Raw genomic sequence first — 19,558 nt, 5'->3', positions numbered from 1 at the left:
TTCTCGTCTGACGGGAAGATGTATATTTTTATTTGTCAGACGAGGACGTCATGCAATGATTATTCTTCGATCTTTTCTGTTTTCTTAATGCCAATACGGTAAAGTGTAAAGCCCATTATTGCAAAGAAGATAGCACCTAACAGGTAGTATCCGTTTTCGCCAAACCATCCCACCAATCCATGTTCTGCATTTACTTTTCCCAGCGAAGCTGCAATGGAATCATTGACGGATAATATGGCAACTAATACACCTGCCAATGCTCCTCCGGCTACAAGCCCGGTAGCAAAAAGATTTCCTTTACCCAGATCTTCTTCCTCAGCAGTTAACACTTCACCTGATTTCTTTTTCTTTCTGTCAACAATGCCACGAATTGCACCACCTGCAAAAATGGGCAGTGTAGTTGACAACGGAAGGTATAAGCCTACTGCAAAACTCAATGACTTGATACCGCAGAGTTCCATTGTAATAGCAATGAATACACCAACCAAAACAAACTGCCAGTCGAGGTTAAAGGAAAGAATGCCTTTGATCAAAGTGGCCATTAACGTGCCTTGTGGTGCAGGATATTTGTCGGTACCAATCGCATGTGTAATGCCTTGTGAAAGCATTTCAGCTGTTGGAGTGTCAAGTACTTTAATGGTTGCGCCAATAGCAATAGAAGAAACAACAGCTCCAACAAACAAAGCGATCTGCTGATACTTAGGTGTGGCGCCAACAATGTAACCTGTTTTTAAATCCTGCGATGTAGCGCCAGCATTAGCTGCTGCAATGCAGATCATACCACCCACAACAAGTGCCATTGGTTCAAATACTTTGCCCGTCCAGCCAACTGCAATAAAGATGAGACAGGTGCCCATGAGTGTTGCAATCGTCATACCACTGATAGGATTGTTAGAAGAGCCGATCAAACCAACAATCCTTGATGATACTGTAACAAAGAAAGCACCGAAGATCACCACGAGTAATCCAAGTAATAATTTACTTCCGATATTATCGCCGGGAACTTGAGGTAATACAGCCATTAATAAGATCAATACCAAACTGCCAATACCAACGATCTTGATGTTGAGATCACGTTCTGTTCTTTTTACTTCCACAGCCTGTCCATCAACTTTTTTGATAGAACCAATACTGCTTTTGAAAGATGAAACAATAGTTGGAATTGTTTTGATGAGTGTAATAAAACCACCCGCTGCAACAGCACCTGCACCAATTTGACGGATATATGCACGATAGATGGCAGTTGAGTAATCTGCGAAAGTATGAGTAACAGGATCCCATCCACCAGGCCCACCTGGTTTTGCCAGATCTGCTAAGTAACCAAGTTTCGCTAGTTGCAACGCAATTGTATCTGGTGGTACAAGTGAAGCAAGTAAAGGTGTAAAAGCAAACCATGCAATCACGCCACCTGCCACCAACACACCACTGATCTTTGGACCAATGATATAACCAACACCTAAATATTCAGGCGTAATTTCTCCACTCACTTTTGCAGAAGGGAAAAATTTATTTGCCTGCTTTGTCATCCAGAAAGGAGTCTCAGCAATTACATGAAAGATCTTTTGAAGAATAGCATAGGCAAATGCAAATCCCAATCCCATGAAAGCAGTTTTGGCAAATGAGCCGCCCCGTTCACCCGCTTTCAAAACACTGGCACAGGCCGTGCCTTCAGGATAGGGAAGTGTGCCATGTTCTTTTACAATTAATGATCGCCGTAAGGGTATCATCATCAAGGTGCCGAGTATGCCTCCGAAGATCGCCAGTGTAAGAATGGTGAAATAGTTGAAGAACTCTGCACTGCTTTTTTCACTCAGAAATAAAAACCCAGGCAATGTAAACACCACACCTGCCGCAATACTTTCACCCGCACTTCCTGTTGTTTGGATGATGTTATTTTCAAGAATGGTTGTTTTAAGTGCCCACCTTCCAAGTGTAATAGCAATAACAGCGATTGGGATAGATGCACTCACCGTTAAACCGGCTTTCAATGCGAGATAAACTGTTGATGCACCAAAGATGATTCCGAATGCAGCGCCAACCAATACACTTTTGATCGTGAATTCGGCCATCTTGCTGTCATCAGGAACAAAGGGTTGAAATTTTTGCTCAGACATACGGCAGTTGATTTAATAAAAGGAAGATAGGAAAAACTTTTTGTGAATAAACCTATAAGGTCTTGCAGTGCTGCATGGCAGGCCAGAAGACCTTATAGGTTTTACAAAAAAAATCCCTGCGCAACTGCGCAGGGATTTTTTATAAGAATAGATTGAAGGTTATTTACGGCTGTTGAGTTTCGATAAGAGACGAAGTATTTCGAGGTATAACCACACTAAGGTTACCAGCAAACCAAATGCACCGTACCATTCCATATATTTTGGAGCACCCATTTCACTTCCTTTTTCGATCATATCAAAATCGAGCAGGAGGTTAAATGCTGCAATACCAATCACAGCGAGCGAAAAGATAATGCTGAACATTGATCCGTTGTTGGCAGACATAAAACCAAAATTGATTCCGAAGAAACCAAGTATCCATGTGAGCAAGTAGAAAAAAGCAATACTTGCCGTAGCCACAAAAAGAATAGAACGTAAACGTTCAGTTACTTTAATGATACGTAAGGTATACATGAGGTACATACTTGCTGCAACAGCAAATGTGAGTAGCACAGCATGTGTAACAATGCCGGGATATTTTTCCTGGAAGATATAATTGAAGTAAGCAGAAATGCCACCAACAAATAAACCTTCAACAATAGCATAAGCAGGAGCAAGATAACCGCTCCATTCTTTTTTGAATGTGATAACAAGCGCAATGACAAGACCGCCCAATGCACCGCCGATCATTAATGGGAAAATGCTCTTTCCAGCATCAAACCACTGCCAGGCAAAAGCTGCACCGGCCATTACCATCAGCATTAAGAAACCAAATTTGTTCATGGTGCCACGAACGGTCATGGTATCGCCGCTGTATGCACTGCCGGTTTGGTCGAAATGTTTTTCACTAAGGGTTGGATTACCTGATTTAAATAAAGACATGGGTTTAAAATTTAGAGCAATAAAGTTAATAGATAATTTGGTATCACACAGGAATGCCACAAGGCTTAACTAAGTCTTATGGCATTCAAAAAAACTGATTTTTTAAACATTGCCCGTACTGCCGTTGCTTTCCGTCGGTTTCTTCTTAAATACGTCATTAAAGATGTTCTCCGCTTCGCTCATATAATCTTTCATATTCTCTGAGCCTTTTGTTTTCAGCTCTTCAAAATAATCACCGGCTTTGTTGAACGATTTTTCTGCCTCGTCTTTCAGCTTATTAGCTTTCTCTTTCAGATCTGCATACATTTTTTCTTTTTCTTCATCGGTCATGCTGTTGTACTTGAACAAAGCATAGCCGGCTGCTGCGCCCAGCAGGAATGTTGCGATGTGTTTGGGGTTGACCATAGTTGTGTGTTTATGTACAGTATGTCAATTATCAGTCCAGTTCAGGACTTGTGCCAGCAAGTCACAAATGTGAATAGAAAATAGAATTACAGGCCGCTGCACATCTTATATTTGTGAATACCAAAACCTCTGTATGTGAAAAAAAATTATCTGTCTATAATATTATTTCTCATTGTGTTTGTCTGCGAAGCCCAGTTTACAACCGGTAATTTAGTGGTTGTCAGGCTTGGAAATGGAACTGTTTACAACGGAGGTGCTGCGGCCCGTTGTTTCCTTGATGAATATACAACTACCGGGACACTTGTGCAAACAGTGGCAATGCCTGTTACAACGTCGGGAGCCAACAGGAAATTTATGCTGAGTAATAGTGCATATGGCGGATTGATTACTCTATCACTTGACAACCGATATCTGTTTCTGCCGGGTTATGATGTAGATGAGTTTTCGCAACCCGTTACTTCGTTCACATCGGCCATTGCTCCACGAATTGTTGCTCGAATCGATAAAAATGAAGTGATCAATACAACTACTGTTACAGGAGCATATAGCGGCGATGGAGTTGAAAGTGCCTATAGCCCCAATGGCACCGACATAGCGGTTGCGGGTTCAAATATTAACGGAGGCGGGGGAGTTCGTTATGTTACACTTGGAGCAACAACTTCACTTGCAGTGAACACAGCCAACCTTGCGAACTATCAACTAAACGTGTTCAATAATCAATTGTATATTTCCTGCGAATTTAACAATGTATCAGTCGGCGTTTTTTCCGGCACATTTCCTGTAACGGTTGCCCCAACAATTACCAACCTTCCGGGATTACCTACTGCCAATTCCACACCTCTTGGTTTTTTACTAGTTGATCTGGATAATACCGTTACCGGCCCGGATGTATTATACGTGTGCGACGGCAACAATTTTGGCGGACCATTAGCTAATACTCTTACCAAATACTCATTAGTTGGAGGTTCATGGGTTAAGAATAATTCGATTGCTGTTACAGCGCCTAGAGGGTTAACTGGAACAGTTAGTGGTACTACAGTAACACTATACGCAACCAGCAGTTCAAATCTTTATTCACTGGTTGATGCATCAGGTTATAATGCTAACATTACAGCTTCACTCACCACGCTTGCTACGGCTGTTGCAAATACCAGTTTTAAAGGACTAGCATTTGCGCCATCGGTTGGTGATGCTCCAACTTCAGTTCGTGAAGAAGAAATGCTGAATATTTCAAAGGTATTTCAATCTTCTGCTTCCAGCTTGCAGGTTACTTGGACTGCAAAGAAACCTGAGCTGATCATTATTTCTGTAGTTGATCTTTATGGAAGAACAGTTTATCGTTCATCAACAAAATCAACAACAGGAATAAATGAACGGTCATTACCTATACAATCGCTGGCGAAAGGTTCTTACGTTGTAAGAATAACAAACGGAAAAGAGCAACAGGCACATCAGTTCATCAAACAATAAAAAAATAAACCCACCATTTGGTGGGTTTGTCTTTTATTAATTGCCTTTCAATCTTCTTTTTTTTATCAATCCTCCTTTCACGTCTTTAATGCTGTTCATCACCATAAATGCATATGGATCTATCTTGTGTACTTCCGTTTTTAAACTACTGATCTCAAGACGGGTAACAACGGTGTAAAGAATATCTTTCTCTTTGCTGTGCCCTTGTGTTCCGAAACCGCCTTTGCCTTTATAATTCGTAACTCCTCTTCCCAATTGTTGTGTGATCATTTCATTGATCTCGGCCGAGTGAGATGATACAATGGTAACACCAGTGTACTCTTCAATACCTTCCACTACAAAATCAACTGTTTTTGCAGCAGCGAGGTAAGTGATCAATGCATACAACGCAGTATCGATTGACAGGATATAAGCTGCAACAGAAAATACAACAACGTTGATCACTAAAATAATATCGCCAACCGAGCCGCCAATTTTTTTACTCAAATACAAAGCCAACACTTCCGTTCCATCAATCACCGAACCACCCCTGATGGCAAAGCCAATACCTGCGCCCAAAAAGAAACCACCAAAACTTGCAACGAGTAATTTGTCGTTGGTTACATGCGGAAAATTGATAAATGCTGTAGCTAATGCAAGCCCAATGATGGCTAACGTAGTTTTAATAAAGAACGTGCGCCCCAATGTGTGATATCCAAAAAATACAAATGGAGCATTTACCAACAGTAGTAAAACAGGGAATTGTAAACTGGTTATTTCTCCCAACAAAAGTGCGATGCCGGTTGCTCCTCCATCGATAAAATTACTGGGCAAAAGGAAACTTTTCAAGGCAAAAGCTGCGGAGCTAATACCTATTATCATCAGGAAAATATCCTTCAATAACGATTGAAAACTGATCTTTCGTTGCCGGTAAGCCTTTGCCCTTTCATAATTAGTAAGAGGGCGTTTGCTGATAGTTTGTTGACTGCTTTGGGTCATGTGCTGTTGTTTAAAGGTTCCTGTAATATCTGCGAAAGCAGTGATCTGAAGCGATCAGTGGGTCAATGACCCGAATCGTCGGAAAATACAATTTTCTGTCCGGTAACCTGTGAAAAAAATCATAAGAAGCTTAGGTGAGTTAAAATTTCTCTGGATTAAATCTGCCTGATTTTTTTATTACAGACGAAAGAAAGCAAAATGTCTTAAACGAGTTGTTGATATTGAAGCTGTAAGAATTAATTGTTCGATTTATCTTAATAACATTTTTAACGAGGGGAATCCATAATCTAATCAGATCAACTAACTCAAATAGGCGTTGCCCGGAGTAAATATGTTCAATAATTTTTTTGATAATTTGCAATGCATATGTCAATGATTTATCAGTGAGCCTTTCTTGAATGTTTGCAAGTTTTTCGTTTTTCAATGATGCTGATAAATCTATTTATATGAAGAATCGCTGGATACAGGTTTCTCAAATTGCAAAATATGTTATACTTTACTTTGTAATTGGAGAAGGATAGTACTATTGAAAGAGTATTCACCAACGTTCGTTACGATTGCTTATGGATAATGATAACAACTTGTGGCAAGGGCTGAAACAGGGCGATAAAGAAATGTTTTTAGCCTTATATAGAAAATACTACCACACACTTTTATTTATTGGGTTGAAGGAAATGAAGGATGCCCATTTGGTGAAAGATATCATTCAACAATTATTTTTATACCTGTGGGAAAAAAGGGAAACAATACAGGATGCAAGAGATGTAAAATCTTACCTGATTACTTCCTTTTTAAGAAAACTTACTGCAGACTGGAAAAAAAGCAAACAGTCGGGTTTATTAGAAGTGGTATGGAGTAGCTACCCCGAAGATCCACAACCTAACCCAGAGGAAAAATTGATCCGTAAAGACGAACAAAGCCATTTGTTTCAACTGTTGAGGGATCACATCAATGAACTGCCGAACCGCCAAAAAGAACTGATAATTCTTAAGTTTTACGAAGGCCTAAGCTACCAGGATATTGTACAAAGAACCGGCTTATCTCATCGCACGGTTTATAATAAAATTCATGAGGGATTAAAGAAACTCAAATTAGGTATAGCCCAAAGCCGCCAACCTCGAAGCGCTGCACTAATCTCACTGCTCAATGTTTTGGCATCTGCCGCCACTATTGCTATGGCCCAAAAGTATTAAGGCCGGTCTTTTTTAAAAATCTTTTCAAATAACAGGTAAAAAACGCCTGCCGCTTACTCTGCTTTAAAACAGATATACTAATACGTTATGAACGCTGACAAAATAACCATTGAGGAACTGCTCTCTGACGAATCTTTTATTAACTATTGTAAAGGGGTTTCACCGGGTGATATTGCTTTTTGGGAGAATTATAAACACGAAAACCCAGACAAGGCTTTATTAATTGAGGATGCCAAAGAACAATATGTTCAGCTGTTCAATGCTTTGGCTCTTGCCGATCTTGATGAGCAGACTTCACGTTTAGAAAACAGCCTTGAGCAGAAAGAGAGTACGCCGGTTGTTCAGATGGAGAAATTTGAAAAAGGAACGAGAGGAAAGGTTTTGCCTTTATTGCTTAAAATTACTGCTGCGGCAATAATTGTGGCGGGCCTGTTTGTTACGATCAACTATTTTGTTGCAGGCAGAGTTAATAATAAAACCTACGCAGCAGTTTATGGCGAAAGAAAGAATATTCAATTACCCGATGGCTCAGTTGTTACATTAAATGCCGGAAGCAATATCAAGATCAATGAAAAGTATGGCCTTACAACAAGGGATGTTTACCTGGAAGGAGAAGCTTTTTTTGAGGTGAAACACGACCGTACCAGGCCATTTATTGTGCATACCCCTGCAATGGATGTAAAAGCATTAGGTACAGCATTTAATGTAAAAGCCTACCTGGATGAAAAAAACACTGAAACATCTTTGATAAGCGGATTGGTGGAAGTAACACTTAAAGAAAATAATAATCTTAAGATGTTGCTTTATCCCAACCAAAAAATCGAATGGCAAAATGGGAATACCAGCAATCTCAATAACAATTTAAACACAGCAAAAAAAGATACTTATCTAACAGACAGCCTGCCGAAAAAATTAGTGCTTACCAGTACCGGTGATATTAAGGAAATAGCCTGGAAAGAAAACAAATTGATTTTTGATGATGAAGAGTTTAAAGACATCGCCATATTACTGGAAAGGTGGTACGGGGCAAAAATTAATTTTAAGGACACTGCTATTTGCAACTACCGGTTTACAGGAACATACGAAAAGGAGGATCTGAATACAGTGCTTGATTACTTAAAAGAATCAAGGAGTTTTAATTATACGATTGAACAGGGAGAAATATTAACCATAAATCTGTCAAAATAAAAATACAGGAGAATGTTGCAGCATTCTACCTGTACCAAAACTTTGAAACGCTTTTAAAATAAAAGAGTTTCTATTTTTTAAATTAAAACCAAAATGAAGGTATGAAAAAAAATCATCCCTACAGGTGGAGTATTGCAAATCCATCTTTAACGAAGCTGCTTAAAATTATGAAACTGACTGCAATTTTTCTGTTTGTATGTAGCCTGGTGGTACATGCAGGAGGGTTTTCCCAGGATGTGAAAGTAACCCTTACGCTGAATGGGGTAAAAATGACCACGTTTTTTAAAGCAATTGAAAAAGAAACCAACTACAGGTTTACATTCTCCAATGATATTATTCCCCCGGGAAAGATTGTAACGGTGAAAGCAAAAGAGACCCCGTTATCAGAAGTATTGGATGCAGTGCTGCACCAAACCAAACTTAAATACAGGTTTGACGAAACTTCAGGCGTTTTCATTATTTCGGAGAAAAAAGGCCAGTTTGAAGATAACATCATCGTACGTACCATTACCGGCACTGTAACCGGTGAAGGAGCAGAGCCGCTTGCCGGCGTAACGGTACAAGTAAAGGGATCAGACAAAGCAACCACAACGGATAATAATGGTTCGTTTTCCATTGAGGTAGAGGATAATGCCAAGGTGTTGGTGTTTTCATTTGTTAGTATGGTTACCCAGGAAGTAAGTATTGATGGCAAAACTTCAGTAAAAGTGGTGATGGCCTTATTAGACAAGGCATTAAATGAAGTGGTAGTAATTGGTTATGGTACACAAAAAAGAACATTAGTAACCGGAGCAGTTTCTACTGTAAGCAGTAAAACACTGAATGAACTTCCTGCAATAAGTATTTCGCAGGCATTGCAAGGTCGTGTTGCCGGTTTGCAGGTAACCAATAACGGAAGCCCGGGTACTGAACCAATTGTTCGGATCAGGGGTATTAGTTCAATCAGTTTTGCATCAGATCCATTGTATGTGGTTGATGGTTTTCCAACAGGAAACCTTTCTGCCATTGACGTGAAAGACATTGAATCAGTAGACGTATTGAAAGATGCATCTGCGGCAGCGATCTATGGTTCAAGAGCTACAAGTGGTGTGATCATCATCAATACAAAAAAAGGTAGAAGAGACGGTAAAATGAGTGTTACACTTGATTCCTATTTTGGAATACAGGAAGTAACCAGTCGCCTTTCATTGCTAAATACAGAACAGTTTAAGCAATATGCGCTTGCCTACAGAGGCAGCCAGGTGCCAAGACTTACCGAACCTCAAATAAATCAACCTGTTTATCCTGGGGCAACGCAAACTTATGGTCAAACCAATACCGATTGGCAGGATGCTTATTTTAAGAAAGGTGGAATGAATCAGCATAATATAGGTTTAAGTGGTGGTAATGAAGTATCACGTTTTCACGCTTCAGCCGGTTATACCGATCAGCAGGGTATTGCCCCAAGCGTAGCATATCGCCGTTATAATTTTCGTATTAACTCAGATCATAACATCGGCAAAGTTTTCACGTTCGGCGAAAACCTTTATATAGCTTCCGGTACCCAGAACTATGATAACAATGAAACAGGATCAAGAACAAATTTGGTAAATGTGATCAGGATGATGCCGCATATACCTGTTTATGATCCAACGTCGAACGGTGGTTACAGAGGTGTGGATGCTACGAAAGATGGTGGCGATCCTACCAACCCTGTTGAAGATGCTGCATTGAAAAATCCGGGCACAAGATCAACAGTAAAGATTTTTGGCACGGCCTTTCTTGAAGCTAAAATAACCAGTTGGCTGAAATTTAAATCCACCTTTGGTATTGACTATGCAACTGGCCTGGACTATCGCTTTGCACCAATTTTTAATGATAACGGTGCTGTTGCAGGTTCAAGCGCCACGCAGGCAACAATTACCAACAACCGCAATGTTTCCACTGTAAAATTATTTACCGAGCAACTTACATTCGATAAAACTTTCGGCAATCATCATCTCAATGTGATTGCTGTGTATGAGCAACAGGGTCAACAAACAAAGCAGGAAAATGCCAGTGGTAACCAGCCATCAAACGACCTGCGTACATTGAATAATGCAACAAATATATCTGCACAAACACTGGTTGGTGAAAATACACTCATCTCCTATCTGGGGCGTTTGAATTATGACTATCAAGGCAAGTACATCTTAAGTGCAGCTGTAAGGCGTGACGGATTATCTGTGTGGGCCCCAGGAAAAAAATGGGCAACGTTCCCCTCAGCTTCAATTGGCTGGAGAGTTGACCAGGAAGATTTTATGAAGAACATCCCCAACGTTTCAGAATTGAAAGTAAGAGTTGGATATGGAATCACTGGTCTTAATGGGTTGGTATTGGGTAACACTCCCTGGTTAGTGAGTGTACTTGCCAACAGTTCATCTTATCCTTTTGGTAATTCACTTACCAGTGGCCCTGGTTCTAATATTCCTGGCTTGGGTAACAAGGAACTTGAATGGGAAAAAACAAAACAGATAAACATCGGTCTTGATCTTGGATTATTTAAAAACAAGATCACGTTCTCAGCTGAGTATTACAGAAGAAATACCGATAACCTCATTTTGGGAGTGCCAATTCCGCCATCTTTTGGATTCATCAACAACACGGTATCGCAAAACGTTGGTGCGATGAAAAATAACGGGTTTGAATTTCAATTGGGTTACAATAAAAGAGAAGGTGCTTTTAAATGGTACGCAAGTACAAACATGAGTTTTGTAACCAACCAGGTAACTAAGTTAGCTGAAGGTGTTACAAAAATTGAGGCGGGCAATGATGCAGATTTTGGTGGCGATAACATCACCAATACTACTCCGGGATATTCTGTTCAGGGTTTTTACGGATGGGTAGTGGAAGGTATTTTTCAAAGTGCAGCAGAAGTTACCAAACATGCTACACAAACAGCTGCTACAGCTCCCGGTGATCTTAAGTTTAAAGATCTTAACAACGATGGAAAAATTGATAACAATGACCGCCAGTTCCTCGGAAGTTTTATTCCGAAAGTAACTTATGCATTTAATCTTGGCGGCAATTACAAAAACTTTGATGCATCTCTTTTCTTCCAGGGTGTTCAGGGTAATAAGATTTACAACGCTACAAGGGTTATTACGGAAGGTATGGTTCGTTTCTTTAATGCAGGAACACAGGTATTGAATGCATGGACACCAACCAACACAAATACAACTATTCCACGTGCAATTGCCGGTGATCCTAACCGCAATGCCCGCCCCTCTACCAGGTTTCTTGAAGATGGTTCATTTTTGCGCCTGAAAAATATTATGATAGGTTACACTGTACCGTCTAATTTCTTAGGAGTACATACAAAAGGAACAGTAAAGAGCTTGCGTATTTATGTATCGGCACAAAATATTCTCACGTTTACAAAATACACGGGATACGATCCGGAAGTGGGTAACAGAACACCCGGTTCATCATTAACCAATGGTATCGACTTTGCTGTGTATCCGCAGCCTAAGTCTTTCCAGGCAGGAATTCAGGCAAGTTTTTAATGGCATTATCCCAAGTTTATTTTTTAAAACATTAAAGTATTATGAAACAAAATATAAAATCAATCATAGCAGCAACCCTGGCAATTATAAGTATGCAGGGCTGCGATAAAAAACTGGAGGTGTTGGATGAAAATAACCCAACAACTGAAAGTTATTTTAAAACAGCAGGTGAGCTGCAGAACGGTGTAAATGCTGTTTACTCAACTTTACGATCTGCACAATTGGTTGGCCGGGAATGGTTTTTTACACATGATATGAGAGGCGGTGAATGTTGGTCTGGTGGAGATCAGTTAGAAGCACCAAGAGCTGAGTTGTTAAAGCAACCATCACCTGCCAACTCAAACGCTGTAATGAGCAATGTATGGAGTGGCTGTTACCAAATGATCAACAGGGCTAACCTGGTACTTGCGAAAGCACCGGCAATAAATGATAACACTGCACTAAGAGACCGAGTGGTTGGCGAAGCTAAATTTTTAAGAGGCTGGGCTTATTTTGAATTAGTATCACAATGGGGAGAAGTTCCGTTGTATACAGAAACGGTTTCTTCTGCTATTGGCTTTAAAGGCAAATCACCTGTTGCAGATATTTATGCTTTTATCATAAAGGATCTTACTGAAGCGGCAGCAGCATTGCCAGCGAGCTATGGCTCATCTGATAATGGTCGGGCTACAAGTGGGGCTGCTAATTCTTTACTGGGCAGAGTACTGATGCAAAAAGGCGATTATGCTGCCGCTAAAACTGCCTTGCTCAAAGTATATGGCAAATATTCGCTGGTACCTAATTACCTGTGGAATTTTGACGGCGATATAAAGAGTGATGGTGGTGTGACGATTACAACCGGTCATGAATTTAATGCTGAATCTATTTTTGAAGTGGTGTTTGTTGATAAAGGTGATAACAATTTTAACTGGGGTTATATTGGTGAGGGTTCTACAAGTCCATTGAGTACGGTGCGCAACCAGGAGTATGGTATCACTTGGGGAAATGTTATTCCATCTGACAGATTCTTAAATGAATTTGAACCGAATGATCCGAGATATAAATTTACCATTTATGAAGAAGGTGATAATATCTTAACAGCTCCCGGTGCTGTTGACAATATCAATAACCCATCAGTTACACCACTTCAACTTACAGCTGCTGCAATGAATATTGCAAAAAGCACAAAAAATGGTGTAAACATTAAGCGGTTTTTCCGCAAGTACAGTATTTATGAATATGTAAACTCAGGGTTTCATCCCGGTGGTATTAATCAGCGTGTAATACGTTACGCAGATGTATTGCTGATGTTGGCTGAATGTGAAGCAGAAATAGGAACACCTGCACAGGCAGCACTTTATATCAATGAGGTGCGCAGCCGTCCAGGTGTGGCTATGCCACCTGTTGCACCAGTAACTAAAAACGACGCTTTGAAAGCAGTAATGCATGAAAGGGCAGTTGAATTAGGTGGCGAAGAAGTGGCAAGTATAGATGTTTTACGCTGGAGGAAAAAGGGCTACTTCCCTTCGTTAAAACCTGATCCTGTACCGGGCCAGGTAGATATGTTCCCAATTCCTGCAATTGAAACTTCAACCAACCCATTGATAAAATAAATGCTGTAGTTAATTTAAATAGAGGCTATTCCCATAGCCTCTATTTTTTTGTCGATCTGTAGCTCTGTATTTTTTTAAATATAACTTGTAACCAGCATGAGCAAGCTTTTCACTTATTGCAAACAGTTTGTTTTTTTTATCGGCATCATTTTCTGGATGTCGTGTAACCGCCAACAAGAAAATACATTGTTTACGCAACTTCCGGCAACAGCATCGGGTATAGATTTTAGTAATGATATCCACGATAATGATTCTTCATACTCTTTCATCAACGAGTTTGGTTACATGGGTGGAGGTGTGGGCATTGGCGATTTTAATAACGATGGGCAGAAGGATATTTTTTTTAGCGGCAACCAGGTAAGCAGCCGTTTGTATATTAATAAAGGCAACAATCAATTTGATGACATCACAGAGAAAGCAGGCATTGGTACCAATGTTTGGTGCACCGGTGTAAGCGTTGTTGATATTAACCATGATGGCTATGATGATATATACGTTTGCGTATTTGGTAAGGACCTGGTGACCCGTTCAAAAAATCTTTTTTTCATCAACCAACACGATCTTAGTTTTAAAGAAGAAGCAGAGGCATACGGACTGGCCAACACAGGCAATTCCACGCAGGCTGTTTTTTTTGATTACGATAAAGACGGCGATCTGGATATGTACCTCGCCAATTATTTATTAGCTGCCAATAATGCCAATACGATTTTACCACGTGACAAAAGCGGCCATTCACCTGCTAATGATAAACTCTACCGCAATGATGGCGATAGTGCAAATGCCGGTCATCCTGTTTATACAGATGTGTCAATGGCGGCCGGTATTAAAGAAGATGGCTATGGGCTTGGTGTGTCTGTTAGTGATTTTAACAATGATGGCTGGCCGGATATTTATGTAGCAAATGATTTCATTTTCAATGACGAACTATGGCTGAATAACCGCAACGGTACGTTTGTCAATTGTATTGACAAAGCTATTCAACACCAGTCTTACTCCAGCATGGGGGCTGATGCTGCAGATATTAATAATGATACCTTAACGGATATCGTTACGCTTGATATGCTACCGGAAACGAATAAACGAAAAAAGACTTCTCTCTCTTTTATGAATTACGACCGGTATGAATCAGAACGGGCGATGGGTTACGAGCCGGAATTTATGCGCAACATGTTGCAGTTGAATAACGGAAACTTTAAAATACACAATACCGGTATTCCTTTTTTTAGTGAAATAGGCCGTTTAAGCGGCATACATGCTACTGACTGGAGTTGGAGTGTGTTGATGGCTGATTTTAATAATGATGGTTGGAAAGATATGCATGTCACTAATGGCATAGGCAGAGATTTTATTGATGCTGATTTCGTTGAGTTCAGCAATAATATGTTCAATAAAAACTTAACAAGGGAAGAACAGCAAAAAGCAATCAGAAAAAAACTGGCCTCGTTAGAACATGTAACCCTGCCCAATTATTTATACATCAATAATAAGGATCTCACATTTTCAGATCAGTCAATTAATGCAGGTGTTGATGAACCCTCGATGTCGAACGGCGCAGCTTATGCTGATTTGGATAATGATGGCGATCTTGATCTGGTAGTAAATAATATTAATAAACCTGCATTTATTTTCCTCAATAATACCTATCAGAAAAACAAAGCTCCCGAATCTCATTTTTTAAGTGTGCAAGTAAATGGAGACAGCCTCAACAGAAAAGGATTTGGTGCAAAGCTGTTTGTATATTCTAGTGGTAAAGTGCAACTGCAGGAACAAAATCCCGTTCGTGGATATTTCTCATCAGTAGATCAGCAACTGGTTTTTGGAATAGGAAAAAATGATCAGGCAGATTCGCTGGTGATTGTGTGGCCCGATGGGAAGAAGCAGCTGTTAAAAAATGTAAAGGCAGATACCACTCTGTCACTTGCATGGAAAAACGCAGTTGTTGATCCTGTTGCTTCTGTTAGTCCTTCGTTTCTCTTTTCCGATATAACAGGGTACAACGGTTTGTTTTATAAACACAGCGATAACGTTTACAACGATTATGCCAGTCAACAATTATTGCCGCAGAAGTATTCTCAAATGGGACCGTTTATTACTACTGGTGATATCAATAATGATGGTACAACGGATTTTTTTATTGGCGGTGCATTTAATTTCTCTGGTAAATTTTTTACGCAGAAAGCAGGACAACTGTTCACTTCAAAAAACCTCACCGACAGCATTAAGTTTGAAGAAGACCAGGATTGTATTTTGTTTGATGCTGACAAAGATGGTGATAGCGACTTTTTGATTACTTACGGCGGCATGCAGTATGAAGAAAATTCAATTTATTATCAACCACGTTTGTATATCAATGATGGCAAAGGCAATTTCAAATTGCAGCCTCATGCCATTCCTGATTCGATAAGAACAATTGCCGGCTGTGTAAGCGCCGGTGATTTTGATAGCGATGGCTATCTCGATTTGTTTATTGGTGGCAGAGTCTCAAATAAGTACCCGGTAGCTCCTAAAAGTTTTTTATTGCATAATGATCATGGCATTTTCACTGATGTTACCGCAAAAATTTGTCCGGCTTTGCAAACACCCGGAATGATTACTGCTGCAGTGTGGACAGATTTTGATAATGATCAGCAAACAGATCTCATCATTACGGGAGATTGGATGCCGCTACAATTTTTTAAGAATAAACAGGGTAAATTAATTGATGTAACTGCATCAGCCGGGTTAACTCAAATGAATGGTATGTGGCGTAGTTTGAACGCTACCGATATCGATAATGATGGAGATATTGACGTTGTAGCTGGAAACCTTGGGTTGAATTGTGAATACAAAGTCAGCCTGCAGGAACCAATGCAATTATTCGCAACTGATTTGGATGGCAACGGCAGTATTGATCCTTTTTTATTCTATTACATAAAAGACGCTGATGGTATCAAACGTTCTTATCCCGCCATCAGCAGAGGCCGCTTTGCTGAACGGGTACCTGCGATAAAAAAACAATTTCTTTTAAATGAGGACTATGCACACGCCAGCTATCAGGATATCTTTAAAGGAAAAGCACCCCAAAAAATTTTGGAGCTGCATTGTAATGAAACTAGGACTTGTTTTTTTGAAAATACAGGTAATGGCAAATTTATCAAGCATGCATTGCCGGTAGAAGCACAATTCTCGCCGGTTAATACTATTATCTGCGATGACTTGGATAACGATGGGTTTAAAGACCTGTTGCTGGCGGGCAATGAATACCAGGCCGAAGTAATGACTGGAAGATATGATGCGTCTTATGGTTGTTTCCTTCGAGGTGGTAGCAATAAGTCCTTCACATCAGTTCCACCGGCAACCAGCGGCTTTATTTTGAATGGTGATGTAAAGGACATGTCGCTTATTCGTTTATCAAACGGAGAAAAGATATTGCTTGCTGCAGTCAATAATGATTCAATGAGAGTGTTTAGGATAGGTGTTGCAATTAAGAAGTCAAAATAGCGATCAGCAGACAAATAATTTTCAGGATGATTGGGCAATCTGCAATCGCTTCTTCATTTTCTCCTCCTTTAACAATGATTTTCAGCAGGGTTTCAACTGCCATCTGGCAGAAATTCTGTCGAAATAAAACTTTCTACCTGTTTTCGACTGAAAAAATCGGTAAGAATATTTTAGATTGAATTTTTTCATAGATTGAGCACACCTAACTTTGCGTTGCTATGACAAGAACTCAGGAACTATTAAACGATGTAGTCATCAAGTTTGCCGGCGATAGTGGTGATGGTATGCAATTGACCGGTAGCCAGTTTACCAATAATACCGCCCTCATGGGAATCGATCTTGCCACTTTCCCCGATTTTCCGGCAGAGATCCGTGCTCCACAAGGAACCCTTGCCGGTGTGAGTGGTTATCAGTTGCGTTTCAGCAGTGATCATGTGTACACACCAGGTGATGATTGTGATGTATTGGTAGCCATGAATGCGGCGGCATTAAAAGCCAATCTCAAAGCCATTAAGAAAGGTGGGAAGATCATTGTTAATACCGATGGTTTTGATGCGAAGAATCTTCGTCTTGCCAACTACCCTGAAGGCGTTAATCCTCTTGAGAACGATAGCTTATCAAACTACGAAGTGATCAAGATGGATGTGACCAAGATGACGAGAGAAGCGCTCACTGACATCACGATGGGTATGAAAGAAAAAGACCGTGCAAAGAATATGTTTGTGCTGGGCTTTTTGTATTGGATGTACAACCGTGACATGGAAAGTACCATCAGCTTCCTCACCGAAAAATTTGGTAAGAAACCTGATATTCTTGAAAGTAACATCCGTGTTATGAGAGCCGGTTACAATTACGGCGATACTACGGAAACATTTACTACAACCTATAAAGTAGAGAAAGCAAAGATGGAACCAGGTTTATACCGTTCCATTATGGGTAACCAGGCGGTGAGTTATGGTTTAATAGCCGCTTCACAAAAAAGCGGACTGCAATTGTTCTTAGGTTCATATCCAATTACACCTGCTTCCGATATTTTGCACGATCTCAGTAAGTACAAAGCATTCGGCGTAAAAACATTCCAGGCCGAAGATGAGATCGCCGCTATTACATCATCTATTGGTGCTGCATATGGCGGTTCATTGGCTGTTACAACAAGCAGCGGTCCCGGTATTGCATTAAAAGGAGAAGCAATGGGTTTGGCAGTGATGCTGGAAATTCCTTTGCTTATTATCAATATTCAACGTGGTGGACCATCAACAGGGTTGCCCACAAAAACAGAACAGAGTGATCTGATGCAGGCTTATTATGGCCGTAATGGCGAATGCCCGATGCCGATCATTTCTGCATCAACGCCAGCTGATTGTTTTGATGCGGTGTATGAAGCAGCACGTATTGCTGTGCAGCACATGACGCCGGTTATGTTCCTGAGCGATGGTTATATTGCAAACGGTGCTGAACCATGGAAGTTCCCGCAATCAAAAGATTTGCCTGAAATAAAAGTCAACTTTAAAAAAGGACTTGATGAAGGCGAAGAAAAATTACTGGCCTACAAGCGTGATGAAAAACTGGCTCGTCCATGGGCTATCCCTGGTACGCCGGGGTTGGAACACCGTATTGGCGGGTTAGAAAAACAGGATATAACAGGCAACATCAGTTATGATCCCGATAACCACCAGCACATGGTGAAAACAAGACAGGCCAAGGTTGATAAAATTGCTGATTATATTCCTGAACAGAAATTAGACAGTGGAGCAGCAACAGGTAAAGTATTGGTGCTTGGATGGGGTAGTACTTATGGCGCAATCAAAAGTGCCTGTGCTGAACTGCAGGCGCAGGGCAAATCAGTATCGCACGCTCATCTCCGTTACATTCGTCCTTTCCCAAAAAATCTTGGTGAGATACTGAAGAGCTATGATACGGTGTTGGTGCCCGAGATCAATAATGGTCAGCTCATCCGGATCATCCGTGATCTGTATTTTGTTGATGCGAAAGGCTACAACAAGATCAAGGGTGTGCCGATCACCAAAGGTGAATTGATTGAAGAGATCGGGAAGTATTTGTAAATTACTGTCAGTCTTCAACATAATTAAATCCATCAATACCCGTTGATGGATTTTTTGTTTTCATTTACGAAAGCTGAAATTATCTTACGTTCAAATCTTATTATCATGAACAGAAACTTATTCATCGTTTCATTTCTTCTTCTTTCATTTGCCGCCACTGCACAACAAACAAAAGCGCCCATTGAAAAAGAAAAATGGCATTGGGGCAATCCAATCAAACAGGATACATCTGCCGGTTATGCGCAAACGTTGAAAGTGGGTGATGTGTTATACATCTCAGGTACCGTTGCAACAGATATGAATGAAGAAGGCGTGAAACGATTGTACAGTGGGTTAGAACGTTCACTTAAACAATATGGCTTAACCTTTCAGCATGTGGTAAAAGAAAATCTGTACACTACTGATATTGAAGCGATGAAACAACTCAACCATGTGCGCAAGCAATTTTACAAAGGCGATTTTCCTGCTGCAACATGGGTGCAGATCGTTCGCTTATACATGCCAGATGCAAAACTGGAAGTTGAGTTGATTGCACATTTCCCGAAACAATAAATTATTTATTGCTCATCTTCTGCTATTCAAAGTCCGCAGACCTTAAAATGCAGGAATAATAGAATAATTTCTCTCTTC

Annotated in this window: 12 protein-coding genes; 8 read left to right on the top strand and 4 right to left on the bottom strand. The window is 40.3% G+C overall.

Annotated elements, in window-relative coordinates; genetic code table 11:
* Window positions 1–59 precede the first annotated feature (59 nt).
* The 3 genes from H4075_RS17880 to H4075_RS17870 all read right to left on the bottom strand — a co-directional run bounded on the left by H4075_RS17880 (window position 60) and on the right by H4075_RS17870 (window position 3,440).
* Window positions 60–2,114: an OPT family oligopeptide transporter gene (locus tag H4075_RS17880; protein WP_182802185.1), complete on the bottom strand. Its 2,055-nt coding sequence runs from the start codon at window positions 2,112–2,114 to the stop codon at window positions 60–62.
* A gap of 159 nt (window positions 2,115–2,273) precedes the next feature.
* Window positions 2,274–3,035 carry a Bax inhibitor-1/YccA family protein gene (locus tag H4075_RS17875; RefSeq protein ID WP_182802184.1) on the bottom strand — a complete coding sequence of 254 codons (762 nt, stop codon included), beginning with the start codon at window positions 3,033–3,035 and terminating at the stop codon, window positions 2,274–2,276.
* Between the two features lie 102 nt (window positions 3,036–3,137).
* Window positions 3,138–3,440: a YtxH domain-containing protein gene (locus H4075_RS17870; RefSeq protein ID WP_182802183.1), complete on the bottom strand. Its 303-nt coding sequence runs from the start codon at window positions 3,438–3,440 to the stop codon at window positions 3,138–3,140.
* Between the two features lie 135 nt (window positions 3,441–3,575).
* Between H4075_RS17870 and H4075_RS17865 the strand changes: the two genes are divergently transcribed.
* On the top strand, window positions 3,576–4,910 hold the full coding sequence (locus H4075_RS17865) for a T9SS type A sorting domain-containing protein (RefSeq protein ID WP_182802182.1): 1,335 nt from the start codon (window positions 3,576–3,578) through the stop codon (window positions 4,908–4,910).
* 36 nt (window positions 4,911–4,946) lie between these two features.
* On the opposite strand, the gene H4075_RS17860 is transcribed toward H4075_RS17865, so the two are convergent.
* Entirely contained in the window at window positions 4,947–5,888 is a 942-nt protein-coding gene (locus tag H4075_RS17860) for a YitT family protein (protein ID WP_182802181.1), read from the bottom strand.
* A 563-nt stretch (window positions 5,889–6,451) separates the two neighbouring features.
* Here H4075_RS17860 and H4075_RS17855 point away from each other — a divergent pair.
* The 7 genes from H4075_RS17855 to H4075_RS17825 all read left to right on the top strand — a co-directional run bounded on the left by H4075_RS17855 (window position 6,452) and on the right by H4075_RS17825 (window position 19,480).
* Complete coding sequence (locus tag H4075_RS17855; RefSeq protein ID WP_182802180.1) at window positions 6,452–7,081, top strand: RNA polymerase sigma factor; 630 nt, start codon at window positions 6,452–6,454, stop codon at window positions 7,079–7,081.
* A gap of 87 nt (window positions 7,082–7,168) precedes the next feature.
* Complete coding sequence (locus H4075_RS17850) at window positions 7,169–8,269, top strand: FecR family protein (protein WP_182802179.1); 1,101 nt, start codon at window positions 7,169–7,171, stop codon at window positions 8,267–8,269.
* Window positions 8,270–8,370: 101 nt separating this feature from the next.
* Window positions 8,371–11,793 carry a SusC/RagA family TonB-linked outer membrane protein gene (locus tag H4075_RS17845; protein WP_182802178.1) on the top strand — a complete coding sequence of 1,141 codons (3,423 nt, stop codon included), beginning with the start codon at window positions 8,371–8,373 and terminating at the stop codon, window positions 11,791–11,793.
* Window positions 11,794–11,834: 41 nt separating this feature from the next.
* Window positions 11,835–13,385, top strand: a complete 1,551-nt coding sequence (locus tag H4075_RS17840; protein ID WP_182802177.1) for a RagB/SusD family nutrient uptake outer membrane protein — start codon at window positions 11,835–11,837, stop codon at window positions 13,383–13,385.
* A gap of 96 nt (window positions 13,386–13,481) precedes the next feature.
* Window positions 13,482–16,865, top strand: a complete 3,384-nt coding sequence (locus H4075_RS17835) for a VCBS repeat-containing protein (protein ID WP_182802176.1) — start codon at window positions 13,482–13,484, stop codon at window positions 16,863–16,865.
* Window positions 16,866–17,083: 218 nt separating this feature from the next.
* Entirely contained in the window at window positions 17,084–18,928 is a 1,845-nt protein-coding gene (locus tag H4075_RS17830; RefSeq protein ID WP_182802175.1) for a 2-oxoacid:acceptor oxidoreductase subunit alpha, read from the top strand.
* A gap of 105 nt (window positions 18,929–19,033) precedes the next feature.
* A complete protein-coding gene (locus H4075_RS17825) occupies window positions 19,034–19,480 on the top strand; it encodes a RidA family protein (protein WP_182802174.1) in 447 nt (148 codons plus the stop codon).
* The last annotated feature ends 78 nt before the right edge of the window (window positions 19,481–19,558 follow it).

Source organism: Lacibacter sediminis (assembly GCF_014168535.1).
In the GTDB taxonomy this organism is placed as follows: domain Bacteria; phylum Bacteroidota; class Bacteroidia; order Chitinophagales; family Chitinophagaceae; genus Lacibacter; species Lacibacter sediminis.
The sequence above is the reverse complement of the archived record's forward strand: the minus strand, read 5'-3'. Positions and strand labels throughout refer to the sequence as shown.

Excerpts from the sequence above, each read along its gene's own strand:
- H4075_RS17880 (WP_182802185.1), bottom strand. The coding sequence starts at position 2,114 with ATGTCTGAGCAAAAATTTCAACCCTTTGTTCCTGATGACAGCAAGATG.
- H4075_RS17875 (WP_182802184.1), bottom strand. The coding sequence starts at position 3,035 with ATGTCTTTATTTAAATCAGGTAATCCAACCCTTAGTGAAAAACATTTC.
- H4075_RS17870 (WP_182802183.1), bottom strand. The coding sequence starts at position 3,440 with ATGGTCAACCCCAAACACATCGCAACATTCCTGCTGGGCGCAGCAGCC.
- H4075_RS17860 (WP_182802181.1), bottom strand. The coding sequence starts at position 5,888 with ATGACCCAAAGCAGTCAACAAACTATCAGCAAACGCCCTCTTACTAAT.
- H4075_RS17855 (WP_182802180.1), top strand. The coding sequence starts at position 6,452 with ATGGATAATGATAACAACTTGTGGCAAGGGCTGAAACAGGGCGATAAA.
- H4075_RS17850 (WP_182802179.1), top strand. The coding sequence starts at position 7,169 with ATGAACGCTGACAAAATAACCATTGAGGAACTGCTCTCTGACGAATCT.
- H4075_RS17845 (WP_182802178.1), top strand. The coding sequence starts at position 8,371 with ATGAAAAAAAATCATCCCTACAGGTGGAGTATTGCAAATCCATCTTTA.
- H4075_RS17840 (WP_182802177.1), top strand. The coding sequence starts at position 11,835 with ATGAAACAAAATATAAAATCAATCATAGCAGCAACCCTGGCAATTATA.
- H4075_RS17835 (WP_182802176.1), top strand. The coding sequence starts at position 13,482 with ATGAGCAAGCTTTTCACTTATTGCAAACAGTTTGTTTTTTTTATCGGC.
- H4075_RS17830 (WP_182802175.1), top strand. The coding sequence starts at position 17,084 with ATGACAAGAACTCAGGAACTATTAAACGATGTAGTCATCAAGTTTGCC.
- H4075_RS17825 (WP_182802174.1), top strand. The coding sequence starts at position 19,034 with ATGAACAGAAACTTATTCATCGTTTCATTTCTTCTTCTTTCATTTGCC.